Source organism: Pseudomonas sp. 05N36 (genome assembly GCF_056397385.1).
The window spans coordinates 306,569-332,663 of sequence record NZ_JBFTNH010000001.1; the positions used below are offsets into that span (position 1 = coordinate 306,569).

Consider the following 26,095-nt stretch of genomic DNA (forward strand, 5'->3'; position numbering starts at 1 on the left):
ATCTATCCAGTCAACGGGCGTTGCGCTTGGCAATCACGGCTTCGCGCAGATGGCGCACTTCGAGCAGCTTCTGGCGCATTTCGCGGTGGCGTTTGCTGTTGAGCAACAACAATCCCAATAACGGGAAGAACACTGCCGAGCCATAGACCAGCACGTGGAGGTGGTACTGAATCATCGGCAATACGAACAGCAGGCAACATCCCAGGTAACCCGCCACCAGGGCAGTGGCCCACGGGCGTCCGCGCGCAATCATCACGTTGCCAAACACTATCACTGCAACCAGCACCAGTATGGCAAGCCCGGAGTAGCTGGATTTGAGCTCTGGATCAACGCCGCGCAAATATGTCACGCCCGCCAGGGAAACAGCAGACGACCCGGAAAAAATCGCCATGAAAATTGTCCCCATGAATACCGGGAAATAGCGGGTGAGATAGCGCGTCAATGGAGGAAAATCGTTCATTTCATTGTCCGGGGCTTGCGGTCGGCAAGGGCAGCCCCAGCCCAACCGCCGCCAGAAAAGAATAACGCGCACGCTCTGGATCACCGCGAAAATAGGTACTCGAGGCCAATGAGATGCCCGCGGAAAGGGAAAAGCAGGCGAGAAAGAATGCACAGATGAACGTAGGGAAATACTGAGCCAAAAARGCGCTCAACGAACCTTGGCGCTCCATCATTCAAGCGCCTCATACAAACCTACCGCGATGGTACGAATGCTCCCCGACAAAGCGCTCCCGAAAAAGCCAATGGCCGCACCGAGCGAATCCCGGACTTGTGTCACAGTGGCGTGGTTGATTTCACTCTCGATGCGCTGGCGCGCCATGAACTGGGAGCGGTTGGAGTCCATGCCGATGACGAGCAGGGGGCTGCTCATAGGTGTTCTTCCTTGAAATGGAGGGTGGTCATACCGGCCTCATTGCGGGCAAGCCCGGCTTGTATGTTTAGACTTGAAGGGGTGGGTGGTGAAAGCACCCAGATGACGAGCCGTGGTACCTATCGGTTTTTATGCTGGGCTTTTAATGCCTGCCGAAGATGGCGGATTTCCACGAGCTTAATACGCATATCTCGCTGAACGGCACTGTTGAGTATCAATAGGCCAAACAGCGGAAAAACCAAAGCAAGGCCATAAAGAACGGCGTGGAGTTTGTATTGAATCATTGGAAGCACAAACAAAAAGCACGCGAAGTAAATACCCACGGTTACCCACACCCAAGACGGTCGCCCCCGCAAAACCATGAAATTGCTGTGGACCGTTAACAGGGTCAGAAACGCTCCGGCAAGCATGATTGAAAAGCCCAAACCTCCAGCGAGAGGAGCATCACGAAAATAGGTCGCAAAGGAAAGCGCGGTAGCGAAGCCCAAGGAAAAATAGGCCGCAAATACACCACCGATAAAAGTAAGGAAGTAGTGCCTGAAAAAATCACGAAGCGTCATCAGCTCGCTCATTCGCCGACTTCCTCATACAACCCCAATGCGATGGTTTTTACGTTGCCCGTATAAGCACTCCCACCAAAGCCCGCCGTTGCGCCTAAGGCATCTTTAATTTGGGTCTTGGTGCTGTGCTTAAGTTGAGTCGGGGTAAAACGCTTGGGCAGCTCGCCCGACAATTGCTTGAGCTTGAGCATCTTCGATGTCAGGCGGGGGTCATTGATGGTCAACAGTTCTTTGTTGATTTCACTTTCGATGCGCTGGCGCGCCATGAACTGGGAGCGGTTGGAGTCCATGCCGATGCCGAGCAGGGGGCTGCTCATGGGTGTTCTTCCTTGAAGTCGATAGTGGCCATGCCGGCCTCATGGCGGGTAAGCCCGGCTCCCACATCTGGAATGCATTCCCCTGTGGGAGCTGGCTTGCCTGCGATGGCAATTAATGGGCGTCACCTTAACAAACAAGTTCTCCAGCGCCTATAAAGCAAAACGCCAGCACGAGGCTGGCGTTTTGCTCGCTAGGCTGCGATCAACGCGGCACGACTGGCTTGCGCGCAGGTTTTGGCCCTTTGCCTTTGGCGGCGTCCTTGCGTTCCTTCGCGGCCTTGGCCTGTACACGCTTGTCCCACGGGTTGCCTCCATCGCTGGCACGCGGCGGCAATCTATCCAGTCAACGGGCGTTGTGCTTGCCAATCAAGGCTTCGCGCAGATGGCGCACTTCGAGCAGCTTTTGGCGCATTTCACGGTGGCGTTTGCTGTTGAGCAGCAGTAGCGCCAGCAGCGGAAACAGCAAAGTCACGGCATAAATCAGAGGGTGCGGCCCATATGCGATGGCGGGCAATACTCCGAGAAAACAAATGACCAATAGCGCCACCAGCGGCCTTACCCAATTCGGACGCCCCCGCGCGATCATGAAATTACAGTGCACGATGACCAGGGTGAGCGCGATGCCACCCAGGAAGGAGTACTTGGCACTGTCGGCCATGGAAAGGTTCTGAAAATAGCTTTCGAAAAACAACGGGACCGCAAAGACCAGGGTGAAGACGGAGGCAAATATCGCGCCCATGAAGACCGGGAAATACCTCGACAGAAAACTGCGAATGCTGGGCAGCTCATTCATTGCTCGATCTCCTCATACAGGCCTACGGCAATGGTGCGAACGTTCCCCGAAATTGCACTTCCGGTGAAACCGATAGCGGCGCCGCAGGCATCTCTTATCTGAGTGACCGTTGCATGCTTGACCTCGGTGGGCGTGAAACGCTTGGGCAACTCACCCGACAATTGCTTCAGTTTGATCATCTTCGACGTCAAGCGTGGGTCTTGGATACTTAAAAGCTCTTTGGTCAGTTTGGCGCGCTCCTGTCGGTTCAGGCCTCTGAGAACCTCCCTCACACTTTTTCCGGTCGTCGCCTTATTCAGCCTGACCAACTTGAGCGTTGTCAGCGTCGATGCGCCTACCCCGACCAAAGACGCAGCATCCAGCGCAATCATGGTGTATTGGTACCATTCCTCACTGTCGAGCTCATCATTTCGGGCTGGGTTGACGATTTCATTTCGGGTGCGATATCCGCTTGCAAAACACTGCACAGTACTGGCAGCTGCAGCGGAGTAACCGAGTGCCGCGACCACAGTACTCGCCCCCGCCGAAAACGGAATAGCGACGGAACCACTGAACACGACAACCCAGCCGATCACGGCCCCCGCACACGAAAATGTGGTGTTGATCGCTTCACCGACCAGGCGCGACTCACGAGGGTTGTCCTGCACCTGTTGGGCAAATTGCGCTGGCGCAATGTACTTCTGTGCCTCCCGCAAGATGATGCGCTTGGGCTTGATGCTGCAGATGGGCTTGAATTCACGCAGGGTGATCACGTTAAAGTCGGCGTCGATATACACGACACCCGCGCCGACAATGCCGGGGTCGGCATCGATGGCCGCGAACAGGCGCGGCAGGTTGATTTCACTTTCGATGCGCTGGCGCGCCATGAACTGGGAGCGGTTGGAGTCCATGCCGATGTCGAGCAGGGGGTTGCTCATGGGTGTTCTTCCTTGAAGTGGAGAGTGGCCATGCCGGCCTCATCGCGGGCAAGCCCGGCTCCCACATCTGGAATGCATTCCCCTGTGAGAGCTGGCTTGCCTGCGATGGCAATTAATGGGTGCCACCTTAACAAACAGGTTCTCCAGCGCCTAGAAAGCAAAACGCCAGCACGAGGCTGGCGTTTTGCTTGCTAGGCTGCGATCAACGCGGCACGACTGGCTTGCGCGCAGGTTTTGGCCCTTTGCCTTTGGCGGCGTCCTTGCGTTCCTTCGCTGCCTGCTGGTTGCGGGCGAACGCCGCGGCCTTGGCCTGTTCACGCTTGTCCCACGGGTTACCGCCATCGCTGGCACGCGGCGGCAAGCCGGTGTGCTGCGTGAGGATCTTGGTGGTCTTTTCTCCAGCCACTTTATGGCTACCGGCTGGCGTCGAGTTCTTGCGACGGGCGCTCTGGTAACTGTCGGTGGCCGGCTGGTGCAGCGGGATCAGCTGGTTCTTGCCTGGCCCGATCAGGTCGGCGCGGCCCATGCGGGTCAGCGCTTCACGCAGCATTGGCCAGCCTTTCGGATCGTGATAACGCAAGAACGCCTTGTGCAGGCGACGCTGCTCTTCGCTCTTGACGATGGTCACGGCGTCGCTCTTGTAGGTGACCTTGCGCAGCGGGTTCTTGCCCGAGTGATACATGGCGGTGGCGGTGGCCATCGGCGACGGGTAGAACGCCTGCACCTGATCCGCACGGAAACCGTTGCCCTTGAGCCACAGGGCCAGGTTCATCATGTCTTCGTCGGTGGTGCCCGGGTGGGCCGCGATGAAGTACGGAATCAGGTACTGCTCTTTCCCGGCCTCCTTGGAGTACTTCTCGAACATCCGCTTGAACTTGTCATAGCTGCCGATGCCCGGCTTCATCATCTGGTTGAGCGGACCTTCCTCGGTATGTTCCGGGGCGATCTTCAGGTAGCCGCCGACGTGGTGGGTCACCAGCTCCTTGACGTATTCCGGCGACTCGACCGCAAGGTCGTAACGCAGGCCGGAGGCGATCAGGATCTTCTTCACACCCGGCAAGGCACGGGCGCTGCGATACAGCTGGATCAGCGACGAGTGGTCGGTGTTGAGGTTCGGGCAAATGCCGGGGAACACGCACGACGGCTTGCGGCACGCGGATTCGATTTCCGGGCTCTTGCAGGCAATGCGGTACATGTTCGCGGTCGGGCCACCGAGGTCGGAGATCACACCGGTAAAGCCTGGAACCTTGTCGCGGATCTCTTCGATCTCGCGAATGATCGACTCTTCGGAGCGGTTCTGGATGATCCGGCCTTCGTGCTCGGTAATCGAGCAGAAAGTACAGCCGCCGAAGCAGCCGCGCATGATGTTCACCGAGAAACGGATCATGTCGTAGGCAGGGATCTTCTCCTTGCCATACGCCGGGTGCGGAACACGTGCGTAAGGCATGCCAAACACGTAGTCCATTTCTTCGGTGGTCATCGGAATCGGTGGCGGGTTGAACCAGACATCGACTTCGCCGTGCTTCTGAACCAGCGCGCGGGCGTTGCCCGGGTTGGTTTCCAGGTGCAACACGCGGTTGGCGTGGGCGTACAGAACGGCGTCACCACGAACCTTTTCTACCGACGGCAGACGGATCACGGTCTTGTCGCGGGTCATCCGCGGGCTCGCCAGAATCTGCACGACCTTGGCTTCCTGCGGATCTTCGACCGGGCCTTTTTCCTGCTCAATGGCGCAGGCCTGGGTGTCCTGGGTGTTGACGTACGGGTTGATGATCTTGTCGATCTTGCCCGGACGGTCGATGCGCGTGGAATCGACTTCGTACCAGCCTTGCGGCGTATCACGACGGATGAACGCGGTGCCGCGCACGTCGGTGATGTCTTCGATTTTGTGACCGTAGGACAGACGCTGGGCAACCTCGACGATTGCTCGCTCGGCGTTACCGTACAGGAGGATGTCGGCGCAGGCGTCGATCAGGATCGAGTTGCGCACCCGGTCCTGCCAGTAATCGTAGTGCGCGATGCGGCGCAGGGAAGCCTCGATGCCACCGAGAACGATCGGCACGTTCTTGTAGGCTTCCTTGCAGCGCTGGCTGTAAACCAGGCTGGCGCGATCCGGACGTTTGCCCGCCAGGCCACCAGGGGTGTAGGCGTCATCGGAACGGATTTTCTTGTCGGCGGTGTAGCGGTTGATCATCGAGTCCATGTTGCCGGCCGCGACACCGAAAAACAGGTTCGGCTCGCCGAGCTTCATGAAGTCGTCTTTGGACTGCCAGTTTGGCTGGGCAATGATCCCGACGCGAAAGCCCTGGGACTCCAGCAGCCGGCCGATGATTGCCATGCCAAACGACGGGTGGTCAACGTACGCATCACCGGTGACGATGATGATGTCGCAGGAATCCCAGCCAAGCTGATCCATCTCCTCCCTGCTCATTGGCAGGAATGGCGCTGGACCGAAACATTCGGCCCAGTACTTGGGATAGTCAAATAACGGCTTGGCTGTTTGCATGACGATGACCGGTGTTGAGATGAAAAATCGCGGGCGCGGAATATAGCACAAAAATTAACCAATTCCGACGGCTATGGTCGGAAATTGCAGAGTCAGATTCGCAACAAGCTCCCGAGGCATGACGCAGCTCTTGTGGCGAGGGAGCTTGCTCCCGTTCGGCTGCGAAGCAGTCGTAAATCCTGAACTTGCGGTATCACAGATAAACTATGGGGGCCGCTTCGCTGCCCAGCGGGAGCAAGCTCCCTCGCCACAAAGTCGCCGCTCAGGTTACTCGTCATCGTCGAAGTTATAGCTGCCCGGCGCGAGGTTTTCGAATCGGGTGTATTTGCCGATGAAGGCCAGGCGGATAAAGCCGATCGGGCCGTTACGCTGCTTGCCGATGATGATCTCGGCGATGCCCTTGTGCTCGGTCTCCGGGTGATACACCTCGTCCCGGTACACGAACATGATGACGTCGGCGTCCTGCTCGATCGCTCCGGATTCCCGCAAGTCGGAGTTCACTGGCCGCTTGTTCGGCCGCTGTTCGAGGGAACGATTGAGCTGGGACAGCGCCACCACCGGGCAGTTGAATTCCTTGGCCAGGGCCTTCAAGGAACGGGAGATTTCGGAAATCTCGTTGGTCCGGTTGTCACCGCTGGAACCCGGGATCTGCATCAATTGCAGGTAGTCGATCATGATCAGACCGATCTCACCGTGTTCGCGCACCAGGCGACGGGTCCGCGCACGCATTTCCGACGGGCTGATGCCGGCGGTATCGTCGATGAACAGCTTGCGATCATTGAGCAGGTTGACCGCCGAGGTCAGGCGCGGCCAATCGTCGTCTTCCAGGCGACCAGCCCGGACCTTGGTCTGGTCGATCCGGCCCAGCGACGACAACATACGCATGATCAGCGATTCGCCTGGCATCTCGAGCGAGTAAACCAGTACCGCCTTCTCGCTGCGCAACACGGCGTTCTCCACCAGGTTCATCGCAAAGGTGGTTTTACCCATCGATGGACGGCCGGCGACGATGATCAGGTCAGACGGTTGCAGGCCGCTGGTCTTCTCGTCGAGGTCGGTGTAACCGGTCGACAGGCCGGTGATGGCGTTGTCGGTGTTGAACAAGGTATCGATGCGGTCGATGGCCTTGGTCAACAGGTCATTGACGCTCACCGGACCGCCGGTTTTCGGGCGGGCCTCGGCGATCTGGAAGATCTGCCGTTCGGCTTCATCGAGAATTTCGGCGGCGGTGCGGCCTTCCGGGTTGAAGGCACTGTCGGCGATTTCGGTGCTGATACCGATCAACTGGCGCAGGGTCGCCCGCTCACGAACGATCGCGGCATAGGCCTTGATGTTGGCGACCGACGGCGTGTTTTTCGCCAGCTCACCCAGGTATCCAAGACCGCCGACTTGCGAGGTCTGACCTTCCTTGTCCAATTGCTCGGCCAGGGTCACGACGTCGATCGGCATGTTCTGATCGGCCAGCTTGGCGATCGCACGGAAGATCAGGCGGTGGTCATGTCGATAGAAATCACCGTCCGAGACCTGATCGAGCACGCGCTCCCAGGCGTTGTTGTCCAGCATCAGACCACCGAGCACAGCCTGTTCGGCCTCGATGGAATGCGGCGGCACTTTCAGCGCGGCGGTTTGCAGATCGTATTGCTCAGGAGCGGAGATATCGTTCATGGCCACTTGGGTTCTTTAGGAAAAGCAGGGGGTTGTAGAAAATCAGGAACCGCAGAAAGACAAAGGGCACGACCTGTAAACAGGATCGTGCCCGATGTTACCGGCAAGCACCCGAGGGTGCCAGCCGACAAGTGTTGCTTAAGCTGCTACCACGACAACGCGTACGGTGGCTTCAACTTCAGCGTGCAGGTGCACGGCTACGTCGAATTCGCCTACGTTGCGGATGGTGCCGTTCGGCAGACGAACTTCGCTTTTTGCAACTTCAACGCCAGAGGCGGTCAGTGCATCAGCGATGTCGTGGGTGCCGATCGAACCGAACAGCTTGCCTTCGTCACCGGCGGTGGCAGTGATGGTCACTTCCAGCTCAGCCAGTTGGGCAGCACGGTTTTCAGCCGAAGTTTTACGGTCTGCTGCGGCTTTTTCCAGCTCAGCGCGACGCTCTTCGAACGCAGCCAGGTTGGCAGCGGTCGCAGCGGTAGCTTTGCCGTAAGGCAGCAGGTAGTTACGACCGTAACCAGCCTTAACGTTCACTTTGTCACCCAGGTTGCCCAGGTTGGTGACTTTTTCCAGAAGGATCAGTTGCATGTGAAAATCCTCTTAACTTTTAACCTTCACCGTTCGCGCTATCGACGTCTTTCGGCGTCAAACGACCGCGAAAATCAATCAGGCTGTCGACAATGGCCAGGACCACCAGCAACGGATAGATCAGCTGCATAAACAGCAACAGCGTTACGTACAACCCCACCAGCCAAAACTTGGCCAGTCGCTTTTCAGCCACCAGCCCATGAATCAGGGCCAGCCCGGCGAACACCAGCGGTACGCTGCACAACGGCGTCAACATGGCCAGCTGGGAACCGAAGTTCGGCCCCAGAAGCATGCACGCCAGCAGCAACATCGCCGGCCCCAGCGGGATTCGGATGGCGCGAAACTCGCGACCAAAACCACCGGGGTTGTACAACAACGCCTGCCAGTAGCGCCCGACAATCAGGCTCAGCACACTGACGATTTGCAACAAGGCCGCTATCAGGCCGGTCAGGACCGGGGCAATCAGGGCGGCGAGACGCGCTCGCTCCTCTACCGACAATTGCTGGTAGAGGTCACCGAGGGCCAGCGGCAGGATCTTTACCAGCTCCTGCGACAGCATCTCGATCTGAGGGCGGTAAGCCGCACCCAGCACCACTGAAAACACCAATCCCATCGCTATGCTGACCAGCAGCACGCGGTTCCAGGATTCACTTGCGCGCAAAACCAACGCAAGGCCCGAAGACCCCAGCAGCACCATGAGTGCGCGTGGGTCATCGGAATACAGCCACCAGATCAATGCCGGCAGTATTCCCAGAGCAAGAACGCCCATGGCGTCCTTCAATCCGCGCCGCAGCAGCACAAGGCTCCCGGCGGCAGCACCCAACCAGTACAACAACGGCAATGCCGCGCATCCAGCCACTACGAGAGTGGCCTGCATACGACCGCGCATGATGAACTCAGCTATGGCGCGCATGCATTCAATCCTTTGCTACGTGTCGACTGCCCGGTCTCAGCGGCCGTGGCTGTCGGTGTAGGCCAGCAGGGCCAGGAAGCGGGCGCGCTTGATAGCGGTGGCCAGCTGACGCTGATAACGAGCTTTGGTACCGGTGATGCGGCTTGGAACGATTTTGCCGGTCTCGGATACGTAAGCTTTCAGAGTGTTGAGATCTTTGTAATCGATCTCTTTCACGTCTTCAGCGGTGAAGCGGCAGAATTTACGACGACGGAAGAAACGTGCCATGTAATAGGCTCCTCAAAAGGTCCGTGGATTACTCGTCAGCGTTATCGCTGTTGTCGCTGTCATCACTGTCAACGCTTTCAGCGCCTTCGTGCTCAGGACGGTCGCGACGCTCACGGCGCTCACTGCGGTTTTCTTCAGCCTTGAGCATCTCGGATTGGCCGGTAACGGCTTCTTCGCGACGGATGACCAGGTTACGGATCACTGCATCGTTGTAGCGGAAGTTGTCTTCCAGCTCGGCCAGGGCCTTGCCAGTGCACTCAACGTTCAGCATCACGTAGTGAGCCTTGTGAACATTGTTGATTGCGTAGGCCAGTTGACGACGGCCCCAATCTTCCAGACGGTGGATTTTGCCGCCGTCTTCTTCGATCAGCTTGGTGTAACGCTCAACCATGCCGCCGACTTGCTCGCTTTGATCCGGGTGGACCAAAAAGATGATTTCGTAATGACGCATGAATGCTCCTTACGGGTTGTAGCCTGCCGCTCAAAAGCGGTCAGACAAGGAGTGAATGACACTTATGGACTTGCCGGCGATGGACACATGCGTGCCTGCCGTCACAGCAAGGGGCGCAATTGTAGAGAAGGGACAGAAGCGGCGCAAGGCAATTGGTGATTATTTGAACAGTTCGTTCACATCATCAATCTTTGCCTTGGCGCAGAACCACTGTGGGAGCGGGCTTGCTCGCGAATGCGGTATCACATCCAGCATTTGCGCTGAATGACACCCCGCCTTCGCGAGCAAGCCCGCTCCCACATTTTAGATTTGCAGCAGGATCAGGGCTTTTTAGCGGCGGCTTTGACGCCGCGCTGGCGCAAGGCTTCGAACAGACACACGCCAGTAGCCACGGAAACGTTGAGACTGCTGACACTGCCCGCCATCGGCAAACGCACCAGGTAATCGCAAAGATCACGCGTCAGGCGACGCATCCCGCTGCCTTCCGCGCCCATGATCAGGATGGTCGGGCCGGTCAGGTCCTGCTGATACAGATCCTGCTCAGCCTCCCCCGCCGTACCGACAACCCACAAACCACGCTGCTTGAGCTTTTCCAGGGTGCGCGCCAGGTTGGTCACGGCCACCAACGGAATCACTTCCGCGGCACCACAGGCGACTTTACGCACAGTCGGGGTCAGGGTGGCTGACTTGTCCTTCGGAACGATCACCGCCAAAGCGCCCGCCGCATCGGCAGAACGCAGGCAAGCACCGAGGTTGTGCGGATCGGTTACGCCGTCGAGCACCAGCAGCAGCGGCGCGCCTTCGGTACGGTCGAGCAACTCGTCGAGCATTGCCTCACCCCAGACCTGGCTCGGACTCACTTCCGCCACCACGCCCTGGTGCACGCCTTCAACCCAGGCATCCAGCTCACGACGCTCGGCCTGACCGACTGCAACGCGGTTTTCGCTGGCCAGCTCGATCAGCGTCTGAACGCGCGGATCACTGCGGCCTTCGGCCAGCCAGATCTGCTTGACGCGTTTCGGGTGATGACGCAGCAACGCTTCTACGGCATGCACGCCATAGATTTTTTCCAACTGACTCATGACTTGGCCTTAGGTTTACGTGCCCCGCCGCTTTTGGCTGGAGCCGAGCCCGCTTTTGGCGGACCTTTACGGTGTTTACTCGGTTTGGCTGGCTTGCCGCCGGAGGCCTTTTCAGGCGCCGACCGCCCGGTCTTTCCCCCAGACGCCGCTTTACCGCCGTTCTTCGCTTCGGCCAGCAACGCCTGCTTCATTTCACGACTTTTGCGCACTTCAGCATTTTTCGCCGCGGCATCGCTCGGGCGATAGGCTTCGACCGCCTTTTCCTTCGCCGGACCACGACGACCGGCTTTTGCCGGCGCCGGCTCAGCAGCAGTCTTGGCGGCAGGCGCCGAGGTTTCTGCACCACGCTTCTTGCGGCCAATCGGCGCGCTGATGGTTTTTTCAGCCATCTCGAAGTCGATCTTGCGCTCGTCGAGGTCAACCCGTATCACGCGCACTTCAACGGTATCGCCGAGGCGGAAGCTGCGACCGGTACGCTCACCGGCCAGGCGGTGATGCACAGGGTCGAAGTGGTAGTAATCGCCCGGCAAAGCGGTCACGTGGACCAGACCTTCGACGTAGATATCGGTCAGCTCGACGAACAGGCCAAAACCGGTCACCGCGGTGATCACACCCGGGAACGACTCGCCCACGCGATCTTTCATGAACTCGCACTTGAGCCAGTTCACCACGTCGCGGGTTGCTTCGTCGGCACGGCGCTCGCTCATCGAGCACTGCTCGCCGAGCTGCTCCAGCGCCGCTTCGTCGTACGGATAAATGCGCGCTTTCGGAATGGTCATCGCCCCGGCACGACGCACGTGTGGCGTGTCTTGCTTGGAGTGGATGACACTGCGAATCGCCCGGTGCGTGAGCAAGTCCGGGTAACGGCGAATCGGCGAGGTGAAGTGGGTATAGGCTTCGTAATTCAGGCCGAAGTGGCCCTGGTTATCGGCGCTGTACACCGCTTGGCTCAACGAGCGCAGCATGACGGTCTGGATCAGGTGGAAATCCGGACGATCCTTGATCCCGGCCAGCAACGCCTGGTAATCCTTCGGCGACGGACCTTCCTTGCCTTTGTGCAGGGACAGGCCGAGTTCACCGAGGAAGGCGCGGAGTTTTTCCAGGCGCTCTGGTGGCGGACCATCGTGAACCCGGTACAGCGCAGGGATTTCGTGTTTTTTCAGGAACTCGGCGGTGGCCACGTTGGCCGCCAGCATGCATTCCTCGATCAACTTGTGCGCGTCGTTGCGCACGGTCGGACGGATTTCGGCGATCTTGCGCTCGGAACCGAAGATGATTCGGGTTTCCTGCGTTTCGAAATCGATCGCACCACGCACGTGACGGGCCGCCAGCAACACCTTGTACAGCGAGTAGAGCTGCTTGAGATGCGGCACCACGTCGGTGTATTCGCCACGAAGCTGACGAGCTTCGGTGGTTTTCGGTTGCTCCAGCATCGCGCTGACCTTGTTGTAGGTCAGGCGGGCGTGGGAGTGAATTACTGCTTCATAGAAGCAGTAGTCGGTCATCTCACCGGTTTTCGAGATGGTCATCTCGCAAACCATGGCCAGGCGATCGACATGCGGGTTCAGCGAGCATAGGCCGTTGGACAGTTGCTCAGGCAGCATCGGCACTACGCGCTCGGGGAAGTACACCGAGTTGCCGCGCACTTGGGACTCGGCATCCAGCGCCGAACCGATCTTCACGTAGCTGGAAACGTCGGCAATCGCCACGTACAACTTCCAGCCGCCGGAGAACAGCCGCAGCTTGCCCGGTTTCGCTTCGCAGTAGACCGCGTCATCGAAGTCGCGGGCATCTTCGCCGTCGATGGTAACGAACGGCAGATGACGCAGGTCGATGCGCTTCTCTTTGTCTTTCTCTTCGACTTCCGGCTTGAGCTTGGCGGCTTCTTTGAGCACCGCTTCAGGCCAGACGTGAGGAATGTCGTAGGTCCGCAGGGCAATATCGATTTCCATGCCCGGCGCCATGTAGTTGCCGACCACTTCCACCACATCGCCTTGCGGCTGGAAGCGCGGGGTTGGCCAGTGCGTGATCTTCACTTCAACGAATTGGCCGATATTGGCGTTGGCGTTACGACCCGGCGTCACCAGCACTTCCTGCTGGATCTTCGGGTTGTCGGCCACCACAAAGCCGATGCCGCCTTCTTCGAAGTAACGACCGACAATGCTTTCGTGAGCACGGGACACCACTTCGACGATCACGCCTTCGCGGCGACCACGACGGTCGAGACCGGAAACCCGAGCCAGCGCACGGTCGCCGTCGAACACCAGACGCATTTGCGCCGGGCTCATGAACAGGTCGTCACTGCCGTCGTCCGGGATCAGGAAGCCGAAGCCGTCACGGTGACCGCTGATGCGGCCCAGGATCAGGTCGAGCTTGTCTACCGGCGCGTAAGTGCCGCGACGAGTGTAAATAAGCTGAGCATCGCGCTCCATGGCGCGCAGGCGGCGGCGCAGGGCTTCGATCTGGTCTTCTGTGGTCAGACCAAACTCTTCGACCAGTTGCTCGCGGTTAGCAGGCGAACCCCGATCAGCAAGGTGCTGAAGGATCAGTTCGCGGCTAGGAATAGGGTTTTCATATTTTTCCGCTTCACGAGCGGCCTCGGGATCGAGGGACTGCCAATCGGCCATTAGAGAGTTTTCACCTTGTCTATATGCGGGTTAGTTTGGCATAGGCGTAATGAAACGGGAAATTTCAGGCTCTTGGAGGCCCTAAATGTCCCTTCCTCCGCCTGGAAAGACAGCATTAAGCACCGCTCGTAAAATTTTCCAGGTTTTTTTGAGTTCAGGGGTTTACAGTTAAAAGGACGCTCCGTATAGTGCGCGCCATCGACGACGCAGACGCATCTCGATACTGCCCAGATGGTGAAATTGGTAGACACGCCAGCTTCAGGTGCTGGTGACCGCAAGGTCGTGGAAGTTCGAGTCTTCTTCTGGGCACCAATTCCGAGCTTGAGATTAGTTCAATTTCAAGGCTCACACAAAAACCCGCGAAAGCGGGTTTTTGCATTCTAGCCATTTGATTTATTAAAATTAAATCAGGGGTTTACAGATCAAAACGCTCTCCGTATAGTGCGCCACATCAACAGCGGCAACGTTGCTGATACTGCCCAGATGGTGAAATTGGTAGACACGCCAGCTTCAGGTGCTGGTGACCGCAAGGTCGTGGAAGTTCGAGTCTTCTTCTGGGCACCAATTCAAAGTTCAAGGTCAACGATCTTGAACCTCACAAAAACCCGCGAAAGCGGGTTTTTGCGTTTCTGACGTTCGGAAATCTCATGCATGTACCGACACAGCCTCTGTAGCTGATAGCGACGCTATTCGTAGACCACAGAGGTGCGGGCGCACACCGCGAATGTCGAGTTTGCGGCGGCGGCGCCTTATTCGGCACTGCTGATTCTGGTGTCGGGGGTTGCCGGTCTATCTACGCACGACGCGGATGTATTTGAGCCGCCGACATCGCCATCGCGAGCAGGCTCACTCCCACACTGATCTTTGGCGAACACATAATGTGTGAGCTACAGAGATTAAATGTGGGAGCGAGCCTGCTCGCGATGGCGGTATCCCATGCAACAAATCAAGCCCTGAACTGCCCCAGGCTCGCTTTCAGCTGTGCCGCCAGGCTGTCGAGCACCTTGCCGCTGGCGGTGGTTTCCACCACCGCCTGCGCCGCACGTTCGGCCTGGGCATGAATGGTCTCGACCCGCCCACGCACCGCGTGCGCGCCTTTGGCCTGATGGGCCGCCGCCTGAGTCGCCAGACCGATGGCCGCATGCACCTGCTCGACAGAAACCTGCACCGACTGCTGCAAACGCGCACTGTCGCGCAATACCAGCAAACCCTCGCTGGCCTGGCGCCCCGCCTGTCCAATCGCCGCCACGGCCTCGCGAGCGCCTTGCTGCAACGCTCCGATGTGCGCCTGAATATCGCCAGTCGAGCTTTGAGTCTTGCTGGCCAGCGCCCGCACTTCATCGGCCACCACCGCAAAACCACGCCCGGTCTCACCGGCCCGCGCCGCTTCGATCGCCGCATTCAGCGCCAGCAAGTTGGTCTGCTCGGCGATCCCGTGAATCACCTCCAATACCACTTCAATCTGCTCGCTCTGCTGCGCCAGACGCTCGATGACTTTAGCCCCGGTATCAACCTGCCCGGCCAACGCCTCGATGAGACTGCCAACCTGCGCCGAGGTACGGGTGTTTTCATCCGTCGCCTGACGAATATCCACCACCTGCTGCAACGCCGCCTGCATCGCATGGCTTTCGGCCTGCGCTTCGTCAGCCATTTGCGACAAGGCACGCAAGCTCTCCGCCACCTCATCGCGCTGGGATTTCGCCGCCGCATCGGCGCCGGCATTGCGCTTGCTCATTGCACCGATTTCCACGCCGGTGCGCTGGGCCACATCACCCGCCTCGCGAACGATCGGCTGCAACTTATCCACAAAGCGGTTGACCGCCGATGCCATGTCGCCGATTTCATCTTTGCTGTTGATTTGCACGCGCTTGGTCAGGTCACCATCACCTGCAGCCAGATCCTCCATTGCCGCGATCAGCAGCTTCAGGCGATTGACCACCCGCCGCCCAAGCACGACCGCCAGTAGCAGCAAGACACCGCAGCCGACCAGCGCCAGCGCCATGCCGATCCGCCAGCGCAAGGTCGCTGCTGCTTCCTGAACGGTGCTGGCGGTATTGGCTTTCATTTCAGTGGCCGTGGACTGCGCCGACTGCAAGCGCGCGCGCATGGCCGTGGCGCTATCAGCAGCAGCACCTTTGAGACTGTCGCCAACCAGTTGATCACTGCTGGCGATCAGCGCCGAGAAGCGCTTGTCGAGGGCTACCAGGTCAGTTTCCACCGACGCCGTGGAGACGCCCATCAGCACCTTGCCGATTTCCACGCCATTGGGGTTGATCGAGGCTTCGAGGTAGTAGACCGAAGGATCGTGTTTTGCCGCATCCAGCACTTTATCCAGCGCCCGATCACCCTGGCCTTTTTCCAAAAGGGCAGCGTTGATCGGATTTTCCCGGTTCAGGTAGCGGGTCAGGTGCTGGCCGGTGGCGTCGTCATACACCACGAACAGTACGTTCGGATTGCGCTGGGCCCGGCGGGCGAATTCGGACAGCGTTGGAACGTCGCTGTCCCACATCGCGCGGGGTGCAACCGACGCCAGGAGCTGAGCCATGTCATTGGCCGAGTCCTTCAGGTCCTTTTCCAGCGCCGCACGCAGTTGTGCCTGCTCGTCCTTGAGTCGCGAGGACAAACCGGCGGTCAGGCGCTGACGGGTACTGGTGGAGAGGTTATCAAGACTGGAAGTGACTTCACGCCCGGCCTGTTCGAGTTCGCCAGAGAGTTTCTGGCTATCGACGCCAAGACGATTGCCCAAATCGGCTTCCAATGCAGTCACAGTGCTCCGGGTCAGTGCGACAGCCACCAACACTTGCACCAATAAGGCGATACCAAGGGTAACGAACACGGGCCGCAACAAACGGCTTTGTAACAGTGAGAGAACGGCCGACACAGGAAATCCCTCTACTTGCACGCCATTAAATTGATGGCACTCTGGAACAGAGATTCACAGCAAAGGTCATGCCGTCCAACAGGCATAAACGACAAAGGACCCGATTAAGGGTCCTTTGTGTTTTACATCAACGACTTATCAAGCGAACGGGTGACGCAGAACGATGGTCTCGTTGCGGTCCGGGCCCGTCGAAATAATGTCGATCGGTGCACCGACCAACTCTTCAACGCGCTTGATGTAGTTGCGAGCAGCCTGAGGCAGCTCTTCCAGGGTCTTGGCGCCGAGGGTCRACTCGGTCCAGCCCGGCATTTGTTCGTACACTGGCTCCAGACCGATGTAGCTGTCGGCGTCAGTCGGTGCGTCGATCACGGCGCCTTCCTGGTTCTTGTAGCCCACGCAGATGTTGATGGTCTCAAGACCGTCCAGTACGTCCAGCTTGGTCAGGCACAGGCCCGAGATGCTGTTGACGTCGATGGCGCGGCGCAGGATGACGGCATCGAACCAGCCGCAACGACGGGCACGGCCGGTGGTCGCACCGAACTCGTGGCCACGCTTGGCCAGGAACGCACCAACGTCGTCGAACAGCTCGGTCGGGAACGGACCCGAGCCAACGCGAGTGGTGTAAGCCTTGGTGATGCCGAGGATGTAATCCAGGTACATCGGGCCAAAACCCGAACCGGTCGCGATGCCGCCAGCGGTGGTGTTGGAACTGGTGACGTACGGATAGGTACCGTGGTCGATGTCCAGCAAGGAGCCCTGGGCGCCTTCGAACATGATGTCTTTGCCGTCGCGACGCAGGTTATGCAGTTCGGCGGTGACGTCGAGCATCATCGGCTTGAGCAGCTCGGCGTATTCCATGCACTCGTCCAGGGTTTTCTGGAAGTCGATGGCCGGCTCTTTGTAGTAATTGACCAGTACGAAGTTGTGGTAGTCCAGCAACTCGCCCAGCTTGGCGGCGAAACGCTCGCGGTGGAACAGGTCACCGATGCGCAGGCCACGACGTGCAACCTTGTCTTCGTAAGCCGGGCCGATGCCACGACCGGTGGTGCCGATCTTCAGCTCGCCACGGGCCTTTTCACGAGCCTGGTCCAGCGCTACGTGGTAAGACAGGATCAGCGGGCAGGACGGGCTGATGCGCAGGCGCTCGCGCACCGGTACACCCTTCTCTTCCAGCTTGATGATCTCGCGCAGCAGGGCGTCAGGTGCAACCACCACGCCGTTGCCGATCAGGCACTGCACGCCATCGCGCAGCACGCCCGACGGGATCAGGTGCAAGACGGTTTTTTCGCCGTCGATCACCAGCGTGTGACCAGCGTTGTGGCCACCCTGGTAGCGCACTACGGCGGCAGCATGTTCGGTCAGCAGATCAACGATCTTGCCTTTGCCCTCATCACCCCATTGGGTGCCCAGGACTACGACATTCTTACCCATAACACTTGTCCTCATTCGCGCAAACTTGGTGCCGGCAGCCGCCGGCAGGAAAACTCAAGAAGCCAGCGGCAATACTTGCCAAAGCCCGTTCTGCTGAATCAATTGCCGGTCGCAGTCCGCATCACGGGCGGCGGCCAATGGTTGCCCAGGCAATGCCTGAACGACACGCTGACCCTCACTGCGCAACTGGCAAACCTGCTGCCAGAGTGCTGCATCCGTACTGTCAGGCATCCAGATACCGCCAGACGGTAGCTCGATTTCAGCACGCCCCAGGGTCACCAGGGTTTTCAAATCGGTAGAGAAGCCAGTCGCCGGACGGGCGCGACCGAAGTCGGCGCCGATGTCGTCGTAACGACCGCCCTGAGCGATGGACTGGCCAACACCCGGTACGAATACCGCGAACACCACACCGGTGTGGTAGTGGTAACCGCGCAACTCGCCCAGATCGAAGTACAGCGGAAGATCCGGGAAACGCACGGACAAACGCTCGGCAATCGCCAGCAAGTCGTCCAGCGCCGCCAAAACAGGCGCCGGCGCGTTGGCCAGGCGTTCGCGAGCGGCAACCAGCACTTCACGACCGCCGCACAGATCAACCAGTGCCCGCAGCATGCCCGACACATCGGCAGGCAGACCTTCGGTCAAGGTAATGACCTCATCGATGGCCTTGCGCTGCAGGGCATCGAACAATTGTTGCTCGACCTCACCGGACAAACCGGCGGCACGCGCCAGGCCACGGTAGATGCCGACATGACCAAGGTCCATGTGCACATCCGGCACGTCGGCCAGTTGCAGCATGGCCAGCATCAGGCTGATGACTTCCACGTCGCTGCTCGGGCTGGCATCGCCGTACAACTCGGCGCCCAGCTGGATCGGGCTACGCGAGGTCGACAACGCTCGCGGTTGCGCATGCAGCACGCTACCGGCGTAGCACAGACGGCTCGGGCCTTCGTGACGCAAGGTGTGCGCATCGATGCGCGCCACTTGCGGCGTAATGTCGGCACGGAAACCCATCTGCCGGCCCGACTGCGGGTCGATGACCTTGAAGGTCCGCAGATCGAGGTCCTGGCCTGCGCCAGTCAGCAGGGATTCCAGGTACTCGATATGCGGGGTCACGACGAACTCGTAACCCCAGCTCTGGAACAGATCCAACACCTGACGACGCGCGACTTCAATGCGCGCCGCCTCTGGTGGCAGTACTTCTTCGATGCCATCTGGCAGCAGCCAGCGGTCTACCGTTGCCATTACGCCATTCCCCTATGATCCGGGCCGCCAACCCTCGGGCTGGCCTTGAGTGAAGCAGAAAATGTCTGAACCATACGCATAAGTCGCGCGCATGAACAACGCGGCGATCGGCCTGGAATCGGCCTCGCCAAACACTTTCCTCGAAAAACCTGTCGAGTCGTTCAACCCGAGTCTTGCAATAAAAAACCGCAATCAAACGTGCAGACGCAAAAAAGCCGGGAATTTCCCGGCTGCCGCATCATACACACGTTTTCTCAAAGGATCACCCCGCGAGAGGTTTTAGCCGCCCGGCGGGGGTCCCCAAGATCAGTGTCGGATCAAGGCTTGGCTTTTTCCAGGTAACGGAAGAAGTCGCTGCTTGGGTCCAGAACCATGACGTCGGATTTGTTCGCGAAGCTTTCACGGTAGGCACGCAGGCTACGGTAGAAACCGTAGAACTCCTGATCCTGACCGTAGGCCTTGGAGTAGATCGCTGCGGCCTGGGCATCACCGTCACCGCGAACCTCTTCAGACTCACGATAGGCTTCAGCCAGCAGTACGCGGCGCTGACGATCGGCGTCGGCACGGATGCCTTCGGCCAGCTCGTTACCCTTGGCACGGTGCTCGCGCGCTTCACGCTCACGCTCGGTGCTCATGCGTTCGAACACGCTGCGGTTCACTTCCTTCGGCAGATCGATGGCCTTGACCCGAACATCGACCACTTCGATGCCCAGCTCTTTTTCCGCCATCTTGTTCAGCGAAGCCGTGATGTCCGCCATCAGTGCGTCGCGCTCACCGGAAACCACTTCGTGCAGGGTGCGCTTGCCAAACTGGTCACGCAGGCCCGACTCCAGACGACGCGAAAGGCGCTCGTCTGCAATTTGCTTGAGGCCGGAAGTCGCAGTGTAGAAACGCTCGGCATCCTTGACGCGCCACTTGGCGTAGGCATCAACCATGACGGCTTTCTTTTCCAGCGTCAGGAAACGCTGTGTCGGTGCATCCAGCGTCATCAGGCGTGCGTCGAATTTACGCACCTGGTTAACGTAAGGCACTTTCACATGCAGGCCCGGCTGAACGTCAGTCTGAACCACGCGCCCGAACTGCAGCAGCACCGCGCGCTCGGTCTGAGCCACGATGTAGAAGCAGTTCCAGGCTGCGATCGCCACGACGACGCCGACAATAAGGGCGATCAGCGATTTATTGCTCATCAGCGACTCTCCCTGGTACGTGCCGGCTGTTGCAGATCAGCTGCCGAACGCGTATGCCCTTCATTGCTGGTCGCGGCCGCGCTGGTTACCGGCGCTGCACCACTACGACCACTGTCGATCATCTTGTCCAGCGGCAAGTACAGCAGATTGTTCTGGCCATTCTTGTTGCCGGTCACGAGAACCTTGCTGGTACTGCTGAAGACTTCCTGCATCGTGTCCAGGTACAGACGCTGACGAGTGACTTCCGGAGCCTTGCGATATTCGGCGACCAGTTTGGTAAAGCGATCCGCTTCACCCTTGGCGCGCGATACCGTTTCGTCGCGGTAACCGTTGGCATCTTCAATGATGCGCTGGGCCTGACCACGGGCTTCCGGCACGACGCCGTTGGCGTAGGTTTCAGCCTGGTTGCGCGAACGCTGCTCATCTTCACGAGCGCGGATCACGTCATCGAAGGCTTCCTGGACTTCACGCGGTGCCGCTGCGCTCTGAACGTTGACCTGGGTGACGGTGATACCGGTGCGATAGGTATCGAGGAAGCGTTGCAGACGCTCCTTGATTTCGCTGGCCATCAATTCACGACCTTCAGTCAGCACCTGGTCCATGGCGGTGGAACCCACCACATGGCGCAAGGCACTCTCGGTCGCGTGTTGCAGGCTGATTTCCGGCTGATCGACGTTCAGCACGAAGTCCTGCAGATTGGTGATCTTGTACTGCACGGTCAGTGGCACTTCGACGATGTTCTCGTCTTCAGTGAGCATTTGACCCTGCTTGGTGTAGGCACGCTCACGCGTGACGTTTTCCATGTACTTGCGATCGATCGGCGGGAAGTAGATGTTCAGGCCCGGCCCGACGGTTTCGTAGTACTTGCCGAAGCGCAGCACTACGGCTTGCTCCTGCTCGTCGACTACGTAAACTGCGCTGTACAGCCAGACGGCCGCCAGCACGACAAGGCCGATGCCGAGCAGGCCGTAACCGCCGCCCTTGCCCGAACCACCGCCATCATCACCGCGTTTCTTGCTACCACCGAACAACCCATTCAGGCTTTCCTGCAGCTTTCGGAAGGCCTCGTCGAGATCTGGTGGCCCCTTGCGGTCGCCATTATTGCGGCGTTTACCACCCCAAGGATCCTGATTATTCGAGTTGCCACCCGGCTCATTCCAAGCCATAGCGCTCTCCATCTGATAAAGCAAAGACGCACCCACGGCGCGCCGACCAATGCTACAGAATGCCTGCCACAGCGGCACAACCGCTTTTTCAGGCTTTTATTGCAAAGTGTGTTGCTCGATGAATTCCAACGGCTGCATTCCCTCGCGGCTCACCAGTCGATTGAGCTCGACTCGCGGCAAACGAACGGCCAGCAAACAGATGCCTTCTTCGTCATGTTCTTCTTTCTGTACGGCACCGAGCGCAAAGAACTGTGCACGCAGTCGAGCAAAACGCTGCGGCAAGCGCAAGGTGCCAACGAACAAATCGTTGCCGAGCAATTCCGCAATCGCCTGCTTGAGCAGGTCCAGCCCCTGACCGTCACGCGCCGATAACCAGACCCGCTGCGGCTTGCCGTCGGCATCACGCTGGATCTGCGGCTCTACGCCCTCGAGCAAATCGAGTTTGTTATAGACCTCCAGGATCGGCAAGTCTTGTGCACCGATCTCGCCGAGCACCACCATGACCTGTTCGATCTGGGCCATCCGCTCCGGCTCATGGGCGTCGATCACATGCAGCAGCAGGTCAGAGTTGCTCGACTCTTCGAGCGTAGCCCGAAATGCCTCGACCAGCTTGTGCGGCAGATGACGAATGAAACCCACGGTATCAGCCAGCACGATCGGACCGAGGTCGGCGAGTTCGAGCCGGCGCAAGGTCGGGTCGAGGGTCGCGAACAACTGGTTGGCGGCGAATACATCGGAGTCGGTGACCGAGTTGAACAGCGTCGACTTGCCGGCGTTGGTATAGCCCACCAGTGAAACCGACGGGATATCCGCACGCTTGCGGCCACGACGAGCCTGATCACGCTGACTGCGGACCTTTTCCAGACGCCCCTTGATCTGCCGCAGGCGAACCCGCAGGAGACGCCGGTCGGTTTCCAGTTGGGTTTCACCCGGACCGCGCAGACCGATACCGCCTTTCTGCCGCTCAAGGTGAGTCCAGCCGCGAACCAGTCGCGTACTCATGTATTCAAGCTGGGCCAGTTCAACCTGGAGCTTGCCTTCATGGGTGCGGGCGCGTTGGGCGAAGATATCGAGAATCAGGCCGGTACGGTCAATCACGCGACACTCGAAAACACGTTCGAGGTTACGTTCCTGACTGGGCGTGAGGACGGAATTGAATATGACCAGATCGACCTTCTCGGCTTTGACCTGGTCGCGCAGTTCCTCGACCTTGCCACTGCCAATCAGGTATTTGGCGGTTGGCCGATGACGCGGCACGTTAACAAACGCGACGGTCTCGGCGCCGGCCGAAATTGCCAACTCCTGAAACTCCTGCGGATCTTCGCGCGCCTCAGGGTCCTGACCATCCAAGTGAACGAGAATGGTTCGCTCACCACCACCGTGGCGCTCAAAGAACAAAGGAGACTCCTATCAGGCGTTACCTGGCTCAGCGTCTGCTTGTTCGGTTTCGGTTGCGCTAGGCAGACGAATTGGACGAACCGGCACCACTGTAGAGATAGCGTGTTTGTAAACCATCTGGCTGACGGTGTTTTTCAGCAGGATAACGAACTGGTCGAACGACTCGATCGTGCCTTGCAGTTTGATTCCGTTGACCAGATAGATGGAAACCCCCACTTTCTCTTTACGCAATGTGTTCAAGTAAGGGTCTTGTAGCGAATGCCCTTTTGACATGTGCCGCACTCCTTTAAGGATTCAATAATAAAAATAGGTAAAAAAATGGCTTAGGCCGTCACACCCCCAAGGATAGACGGCAATTGCAAGGACTCAGCTCAATATGGAGACCGTTCCAAGGTATTTCAAGGCGCGTGGCAGATTGTCGCAATCGAGGCTGTCCAGCCAGTGTAAATCATCCCAACTGCGTAGCCAGGTGAACTGGCGCTTCGCCAATTGGCGCGTGGCAATGATCCCACGTTCCTGCATCTCGGCTGACGTCAGCTTGCCATCCAGGTAATCCCAGACTTGTCGGTAACCTACAGCGCGTATAGACGGCAACCCGGCATGCAGGTCACTTCTTTTACGCAGGGCTACGACCTCGTCAATGAATCCCTGTTCCAACATTTGTGTGAATCTTTGTTTAATACGCTCATGCAGTACCTGACGATTCGCCGGAGCGATAGCCAAGTTCGCGACAGTATAGGGCAATTGTGGGCGACCCGAAGCGCCTGCTTCAGTACTTTGCGCAGATTGTCGCGCGCGGTGTTCGGTCATGCTCTGGCCGCTGACCCGATAAACTTCCAGCGCCCGACTGAGTCGCTGCGGGTCATTGGGGTGAATTCGCGCCGCCGACACCGGATCAATCACCGCCAACTGATCGTGCAGGGCTTGCCAGCCAAGGCGTGCAGCCTCTTCCTCGATTTCAGCACGGATCTGCGGATCGGCCGCCGGCATATCGGCCAGACCTTCGAGCAAAGCCTTGTAATAGAGCATTGTGCCGCCGACCAGCAGCGGAATATTGCCGCGCGCGGTGATCTCGGCCATGGCCTGCAGGGCATCCCGGCGAAAATCAGCCGCCGAATAGGCCTCGACCGGATCAAGAATGTCGATCAACCGATGAGGAAACTCGGCCAATAACGCCTTCGAAGGCTTGGCGGTGCCGATGTCCATGCCGCGGTAAACCAGCGCCGAATCGACGCTGATCAGCTCGCACGGCAGGACCTTGGTCAGCTCGATGGCCAGATCGGTCTTGCCCGCAGCGGTCGGGCCCATCAGGAATATCGCTGGAGGGAGCTGGCTCATCAACGACCGCGCAAGAACAGTTTGTCCAGATCGTCCAGGCCCAATTGGGTCCAGGTCGGTCGGCCATGGTTGCATTGACCGCTGCGCTCGGTGTTTTCCATGTCCCGCAGCAGACCGTTCATTTCCGGCAAGGCCAGGCGCCGGTTGGCGCGAACAGCGCCATGGCAGGCCATGGTCCCGAGCAGTTCGTTCAGGTGTGCCTGAATCCGGTCGCTGGTGCCGTATTCCATCAGGTCCGCCAGCACGTCGTGAACCAGACGATTGGCCTCGGCCTGTTTGAGCAACGCCGGAATCTGCCGGATCGCCAGGGTTTCCGGGCCCAGACGCTGCAGTTCAAAACCGAGGCGCTGGAACCAGCTGACGTGCTCTTCGGCGCAATCGGCTTCACGCTGGCTGACGGCAATCGACTCCGGCACCAGCAGCGGTTGGCCACTCAGGCCTTCGCTGGCCATCGCGACTTTCAGGCGTTCATACATGATCCGCTCATGCGCAGCGTGCATGTCCACCAGCACCAACCCTTGGGCGTTTTCCGAAAGGATATAGATGCCTTTGAGTTGTGCCAGTGCATACCCCAACGGCGGGATGTCACCCTGACCATCAGGCAGCGCCGTGGCATTGGCCTCAGGCAATGGCGCAAAAAACTCGCGATAGGCAGCCTGCGCTTCGGCCACCGGCACGCCCGACTGCGGACGCGGCGTGTATTGATACTGATAACCGGCGCCGGCACCCGAGCCCGCCGTCGTATTAAAGGTCGGTTGAGCCTGCGGCTGCTCCAGCAACGCATTGGCCGCCAGACGCATTTCACCCTGAGGGCCGAACTCGCCGGCTTCGATGCCGGTCGGCCTGACCACGGCCGTCGCGACAGGTGCAGCCAAATGATCTTCCGGACGCACGTCACCCAAGGCGCGGTGCAAGGTGCCATAGAGGAAGTCGTGGACCATGCGCCCGTCACGGAAGCGCACTTCGTGTTTGGTCGGGTGCACGTTGACGTCGACACCCGCCGGATCGACTTCGAAAAACAGCACGAACGTCGGATGCCGACCGTTGAACAGCACGTCGCGATAGGCCTGGCGCACCGCATGGGCCACCAGTTTGTCGCGCACCGCACGGCCATTCACAAAGAAATACTGCAAGTCCGCCTGGCTACGGTTAAAGGTCGGCAACCCGACCCAGCCCCACAGATGAAGGCCATTGCGCTCGATCTCGATGGGCAGCGCCTGCTCCAGGAAACCCGCGCCGCAGATCGCCGCCACACGCCGGGCGCGAGCCGCGTCGTCATGGGCTTCGTGCAGGCTGAGGATGGTCTTGCCGTTATGGCGCAGATGGAACGCCACGTCGAAGCGCGCCAGCGCCAGACGCTTGATCACTTCTTGCAGGTGATCGAATTCGGTTTTTTCGGTCTTGAGGAATTTGCGCCGCGCCGGGGTGTTGAAGAACAGGTCGCGCACTTCAACCGAAGTCCCCACCGGGTGGGCCGCTGGCTGGACGCGAGGCGCCATGTCCCGGCCTTCGGTCTCGACCTGCCAGGCCTGATCGGCACCTCGGGTGCGGGACGTCAGGGTCAGGCGCGCCACGGAGCTGATCGACGCGAGCGCCTCCCCCCGAAACCCGAGGCTCATCACCTGCTCGAGGTCTTCGAGATTGCGAATCTTGCTGGTGGCATGTCGCGCCAGCGCCAGCGGCAAATCATCGGAGGAGATGCCGCTGCCATCGTCGCGAACCCGCAGCAGCTTGACGCCGCCCTGCTCGACATCGACGTCGATCCGTTTGGCGCCGGAGTCGAGGCTGTTTTCCAGCAGCTCCTTGATCACCGAAGCCGGGCGCTCGACCACCTCACCGGCGGCAATCTGGTTCGCCAGTCGCGGGCTGAGCAGCTCGATACGCGCTGCGGTGTTCAC

21 protein-coding genes, 2 tRNA genes and 3 pseudogenes are annotated in these 26,095 nt (G+C 59.1%); 3 read left to right on the forward strand and 23 right to left on the reverse strand.

The genetic code is table 11. The features are described 5' to 3' along the window. Window positions 1-10: 10 nt before the first annotated feature. The 14 genes and pseudogenes from AC1DIH_RS01445 to rnr all read right to left on the reverse strand — a co-directional run bounded on the left by AC1DIH_RS01445 (window position 11) and on the right by rnr (window position 13,554). Window positions 11-460, reverse strand: coding sequence for a hypothetical protein (locus AC1DIH_RS01445; protein ID WP_477770321.1), 450 nt, complete (start codon window positions 458-460; stop codon window positions 11-13). Between the two features lie 210 nt (window positions 461-670). Further along, window positions 671-799 (reverse strand): annotated as a pseudogene (locus AC1DIH_RS01450) (NAD synthetase); the annotation flags it as partial. 191 nt (window positions 800-990) lie between these two features. Then, the gene (locus tag AC1DIH_RS01455) at window positions 991-1,443 is read right to left on the reverse strand and encodes a hypothetical protein (RefSeq protein WP_054595366.1); all 453 of its coding nucleotides are present in this window, start codon (window positions 1,441-1,443) and stop codon (window positions 991-993) included. Further along, window positions 1,440-1,676, reverse strand: a pseudogene (locus tag AC1DIH_RS01460) (NAD synthetase); the annotation flags it as partial. The gene AC1DIH_RS01455 and the pseudogene AC1DIH_RS01460, both read right to left, overlap by 4 nt. 415 nt (window positions 1,677-2,091) lie before the next feature. Then, a complete protein-coding gene (locus AC1DIH_RS01465; protein ID WP_477770322.1) occupies window positions 2,092-2,541 on the reverse strand; it encodes a hypothetical protein in 450 nt (149 codons plus the stop codon). Then, a complete protein-coding gene (locus AC1DIH_RS01470) occupies window positions 2,538-3,458 on the reverse strand; it encodes an NAD synthetase (RefSeq protein ID WP_477770323.1) in 921 nt (306 codons plus the stop codon). The genes AC1DIH_RS01465 and AC1DIH_RS01470 overlap by 4 nt, the downstream gene beginning before the upstream one ends. Window positions 3,459-3,660: 202 nt before the next feature. Continuing rightward, the gene (locus AC1DIH_RS01475; protein ID WP_477770324.1) at window positions 3,661-5,964 is read right to left on the reverse strand and encodes a YgiQ family radical SAM protein; all 2,304 of its coding nucleotides are present in this window, start codon (window positions 5,962-5,964) and stop codon (window positions 3,661-3,663) included. Between the two features lie 267 nt (window positions 5,965-6,231). After that, entirely contained in the window at window positions 6,232-7,629 is a 1,398-nt protein-coding gene (dnaB, locus tag AC1DIH_RS01480) for a replicative DNA helicase (RefSeq protein ID WP_427534445.1), read from the reverse strand. A gap of 138 nt (window positions 7,630-7,767) precedes the next feature. Then, window positions 7,768-8,214, reverse strand: coding sequence for a 50S ribosomal protein L9 (rplI, locus tag AC1DIH_RS01485; protein WP_008157007.1), 447 nt, complete (start codon window positions 8,212-8,214; stop codon window positions 7,768-7,770). A gap of 19 nt (window positions 8,215-8,233) precedes the next feature. Next, complete coding sequence (locus tag AC1DIH_RS01490; protein ID WP_477770325.1) at window positions 8,234-9,127, reverse strand: hypothetical protein; 894 nt, start codon at window positions 9,125-9,127, stop codon at window positions 8,234-8,236. A gap of 36 nt (window positions 9,128-9,163) precedes the next feature. Continuing rightward, the gene (gene rpsR / locus AC1DIH_RS01495; RefSeq protein WP_002551829.1) at window positions 9,164-9,394 is read right to left on the reverse strand and encodes a 30S ribosomal protein S18; all 231 of its coding nucleotides are present in this window, start codon (window positions 9,392-9,394) and stop codon (window positions 9,164-9,166) included. A 28-nt stretch (window positions 9,395-9,422) separates the two neighbouring features. Next, window positions 9,423-9,845 carry a 30S ribosomal protein S6 gene (gene rpsF, locus AC1DIH_RS01500; protein ID WP_054595362.1) on the reverse strand — a complete coding sequence of 141 codons (423 nt, stop codon included), beginning with the start codon at window positions 9,843-9,845 and terminating at the stop codon, window positions 9,423-9,425. 320 nt (window positions 9,846-10,165) lie between these two features. Further along, a complete protein-coding gene (gene rlmB / locus AC1DIH_RS01505; RefSeq protein ID WP_477770326.1) occupies window positions 10,166-10,927 on the reverse strand; it encodes a 23S rRNA (guanosine(2251)-2'-O)-methyltransferase RlmB in 762 nt (253 codons plus the stop codon). Then, window positions 10,924-13,554 carry a ribonuclease R gene (gene rnr, locus AC1DIH_RS01510; RefSeq protein WP_477770327.1) on the reverse strand — a complete coding sequence of 877 codons (2,631 nt, stop codon included), beginning with the start codon at window positions 13,552-13,554 and terminating at the stop codon, window positions 10,924-10,926. The genes rlmB and rnr overlap by 4 nt, the downstream gene beginning before the upstream one ends. 225 nt (window positions 13,555-13,779) lie before the next feature. Between rnr and AC1DIH_RS01515 the strand changes: the two genes are divergently transcribed. The 3 genes and pseudogenes from AC1DIH_RS01515 to AC1DIH_RS01525 all read left to right on the forward strand — a co-directional run. Continuing rightward, window positions 13,780-13,866 (forward strand) — tRNA-Leu (locus tag AC1DIH_RS01515). 165 nt (window positions 13,867-14,031) lie between these two features. Next, window positions 14,032-14,118 (forward strand) — tRNA-Leu (locus AC1DIH_RS01520). Between the two features lie 135 nt (window positions 14,119-14,253). Further along, window positions 14,254-14,377: pseudogene (locus AC1DIH_RS01525) on the forward strand (hypothetical protein); the annotation flags it as partial. Window positions 14,378-14,500: 123 nt separating this feature from the next. Here AC1DIH_RS01525 and AC1DIH_RS01530 read toward each other — a convergent pair. The 9 genes from AC1DIH_RS01530 to mutL form a co-directional block, all read right to left on the reverse strand. Beyond that, a complete protein-coding gene (locus AC1DIH_RS01530; protein ID WP_477770328.1) occupies window positions 14,501-16,435 on the reverse strand; it encodes a methyl-accepting chemotaxis protein in 1,935 nt (644 codons plus the stop codon). A 138-nt stretch (window positions 16,436-16,573) separates the two neighbouring features. Beyond that, complete coding sequence (locus AC1DIH_RS01535) at window positions 16,574-17,866, reverse strand: adenylosuccinate synthase (protein ID WP_477770329.1); 1,293 nt, start codon at window positions 17,864-17,866, stop codon at window positions 16,574-16,576. A 54-nt stretch (window positions 17,867-17,920) separates the two neighbouring features. Continuing rightward, entirely contained in the window at window positions 17,921-19,108 is a 1,188-nt protein-coding gene (locus AC1DIH_RS01540) for an ATP phosphoribosyltransferase regulatory subunit (protein WP_477770330.1), read from the reverse strand. A 317-nt stretch (window positions 19,109-19,425) separates the two neighbouring features. Beyond that, window positions 19,426-20,295, reverse strand: a complete 870-nt coding sequence (gene hflC, locus AC1DIH_RS01545; protein ID WP_427547397.1) for a protease modulator HflC — start codon at window positions 20,293-20,295, stop codon at window positions 19,426-19,428. Continuing rightward, a complete protein-coding gene (hflK, locus tag AC1DIH_RS01550) occupies window positions 20,295-21,461 on the reverse strand; it encodes an FtsH protease activity modulator HflK (protein WP_429539047.1) in 1,167 nt (388 codons plus the stop codon). Before hflK ends, hflC begins: the two co-directional genes overlap by 1 nt. Before the next feature lie 96 nt (window positions 21,462-21,557). Continuing rightward, window positions 21,558-22,859 (reverse strand): ribosome rescue GTPase HflX, encoded by a 1,302-nt coding sequence (gene hflX, locus AC1DIH_RS01555; protein ID WP_019691506.1) that lies wholly within the window; start codon window positions 22,857-22,859, stop codon window positions 21,558-21,560. Window positions 22,860-22,871: 12 nt separating this feature from the next. Beyond that, window positions 22,872-23,132 (reverse strand): RNA chaperone Hfq, encoded by a 261-nt coding sequence (gene hfq / locus AC1DIH_RS01560; protein ID WP_123423785.1) that lies wholly within the window; start codon window positions 23,130-23,132, stop codon window positions 22,872-22,874. 93 nt (window positions 23,133-23,225) lie between these two features. After that, window positions 23,226-24,197, reverse strand: a complete 972-nt coding sequence (gene miaA / locus AC1DIH_RS01565; RefSeq protein WP_477770331.1) for a tRNA (adenosine(37)-N6)-dimethylallyltransferase MiaA — start codon at window positions 24,195-24,197, stop codon at window positions 23,226-23,228. Beyond that, window positions 24,197-26,095 carry a DNA mismatch repair endonuclease MutL gene (gene mutL / locus AC1DIH_RS01570; protein WP_477770520.1) on the reverse strand — a complete coding sequence of 633 codons (1,899 nt, stop codon included), beginning with the start codon at window positions 26,093-26,095 and terminating at the stop codon, window positions 24,197-24,199. Before mutL ends, miaA begins: the two co-directional genes overlap by 1 nt.

Bases quoted from the DNA above. Each gene is read 5' to 3' on its own strand.
- AC1DIH_RS01445 (WP_477770321.1), bottom strand. From the start codon at position 460: ATGAACGATTTTCCTCCATTGACGCGCTATCTCACCCGCTATTTCCCG.
- AC1DIH_RS01455 (WP_054595366.1), bottom strand. From the start codon at position 1,443: ATGAGCGAGCTGATGACGCTTCGTGATTTTTTCAGGCACTACTTCCTT.
- AC1DIH_RS01465 (WP_477770322.1), bottom strand. From the start codon at position 2,541: ATGAATGAGCTGCCCAGCATTCGCAGTTTTCTGTCGAGGTATTTCCCG.
- AC1DIH_RS01470 (WP_477770323.1), bottom strand. From the start codon at position 3,458: ATGAGCAACCCCCTGCTCGACATCGGCATGGACTCCAACCGCTCCCAG.
- AC1DIH_RS01475 (WP_477770324.1), bottom strand. From the start codon at position 5,964: ATGCAAACAGCCAAGCCGTTATTTGACTATCCCAAGTACTGGGCCGAA.
- dnaB (WP_427534445.1), bottom strand. From the start codon at position 7,629: ATGAACGATATCTCCGCTCCTGAGCAATACGATCTGCAAACCGCCGCG.
- rplI (WP_008157007.1), bottom strand. From the start codon at position 8,214: ATGCAACTGATCCTTCTGGAAAAAGTCACCAACCTGGGCAACCTGGGT.
- AC1DIH_RS01490 (WP_477770325.1), bottom strand. From the start codon at position 9,127: ATGCGCGCCATAGCTGAGTTCATCATGCGCGGTCGTATGCAGGCCACT.
- rpsR (WP_002551829.1), bottom strand. From the start codon at position 9,394: ATGGCACGTTTCTTCCGTCGTCGTAAATTCTGCCGCTTCACCGCTGAA.
- rpsF (WP_054595362.1), bottom strand. From the start codon at position 9,845: ATGCGTCATTACGAAATCATCTTTTTGGTCCACCCGGATCAAAGCGAG.
- rlmB (WP_477770326.1), bottom strand. From the start codon at position 10,927: ATGAGTCAGTTGGAAAAAATCTATGGCGTGCATGCCGTAGAAGCGTTG.
- rnr (WP_477770327.1), bottom strand. From the start codon at position 13,554: ATGGCCGATTGGCAGTCCCTCGATCCCGAGGCCGCTCGTGAAGCGGAA.
- AC1DIH_RS01540 (WP_477770330.1), bottom strand. From the start codon at position 19,108: ATGGCAACGGTAGACCGCTGGCTGCTGCCAGATGGCATCGAAGAAGTA.
- hflC (WP_427547397.1), bottom strand. From the start codon at position 20,295: ATGAGCAATAAATCGCTGATCGCCCTTATTGTCGGCGTCGTCGTGGCG.
- hflK (WP_429539047.1), bottom strand. From the start codon at position 21,461: ATGGCTTGGAATGAGCCGGGTGGCAACTCGAATAATCAGGATCCTTGG.
- hfq (WP_123423785.1), bottom strand. From the start codon at position 23,132: ATGTCAAAAGGGCATTCGCTACAAGACCCTTACTTGAACACATTGCGT.
- miaA (WP_477770331.1), bottom strand. From the start codon at position 24,197: ATGAGCCAGCTCCCTCCAGCGATATTCCTGATGGGCCCGACCGCTGCG.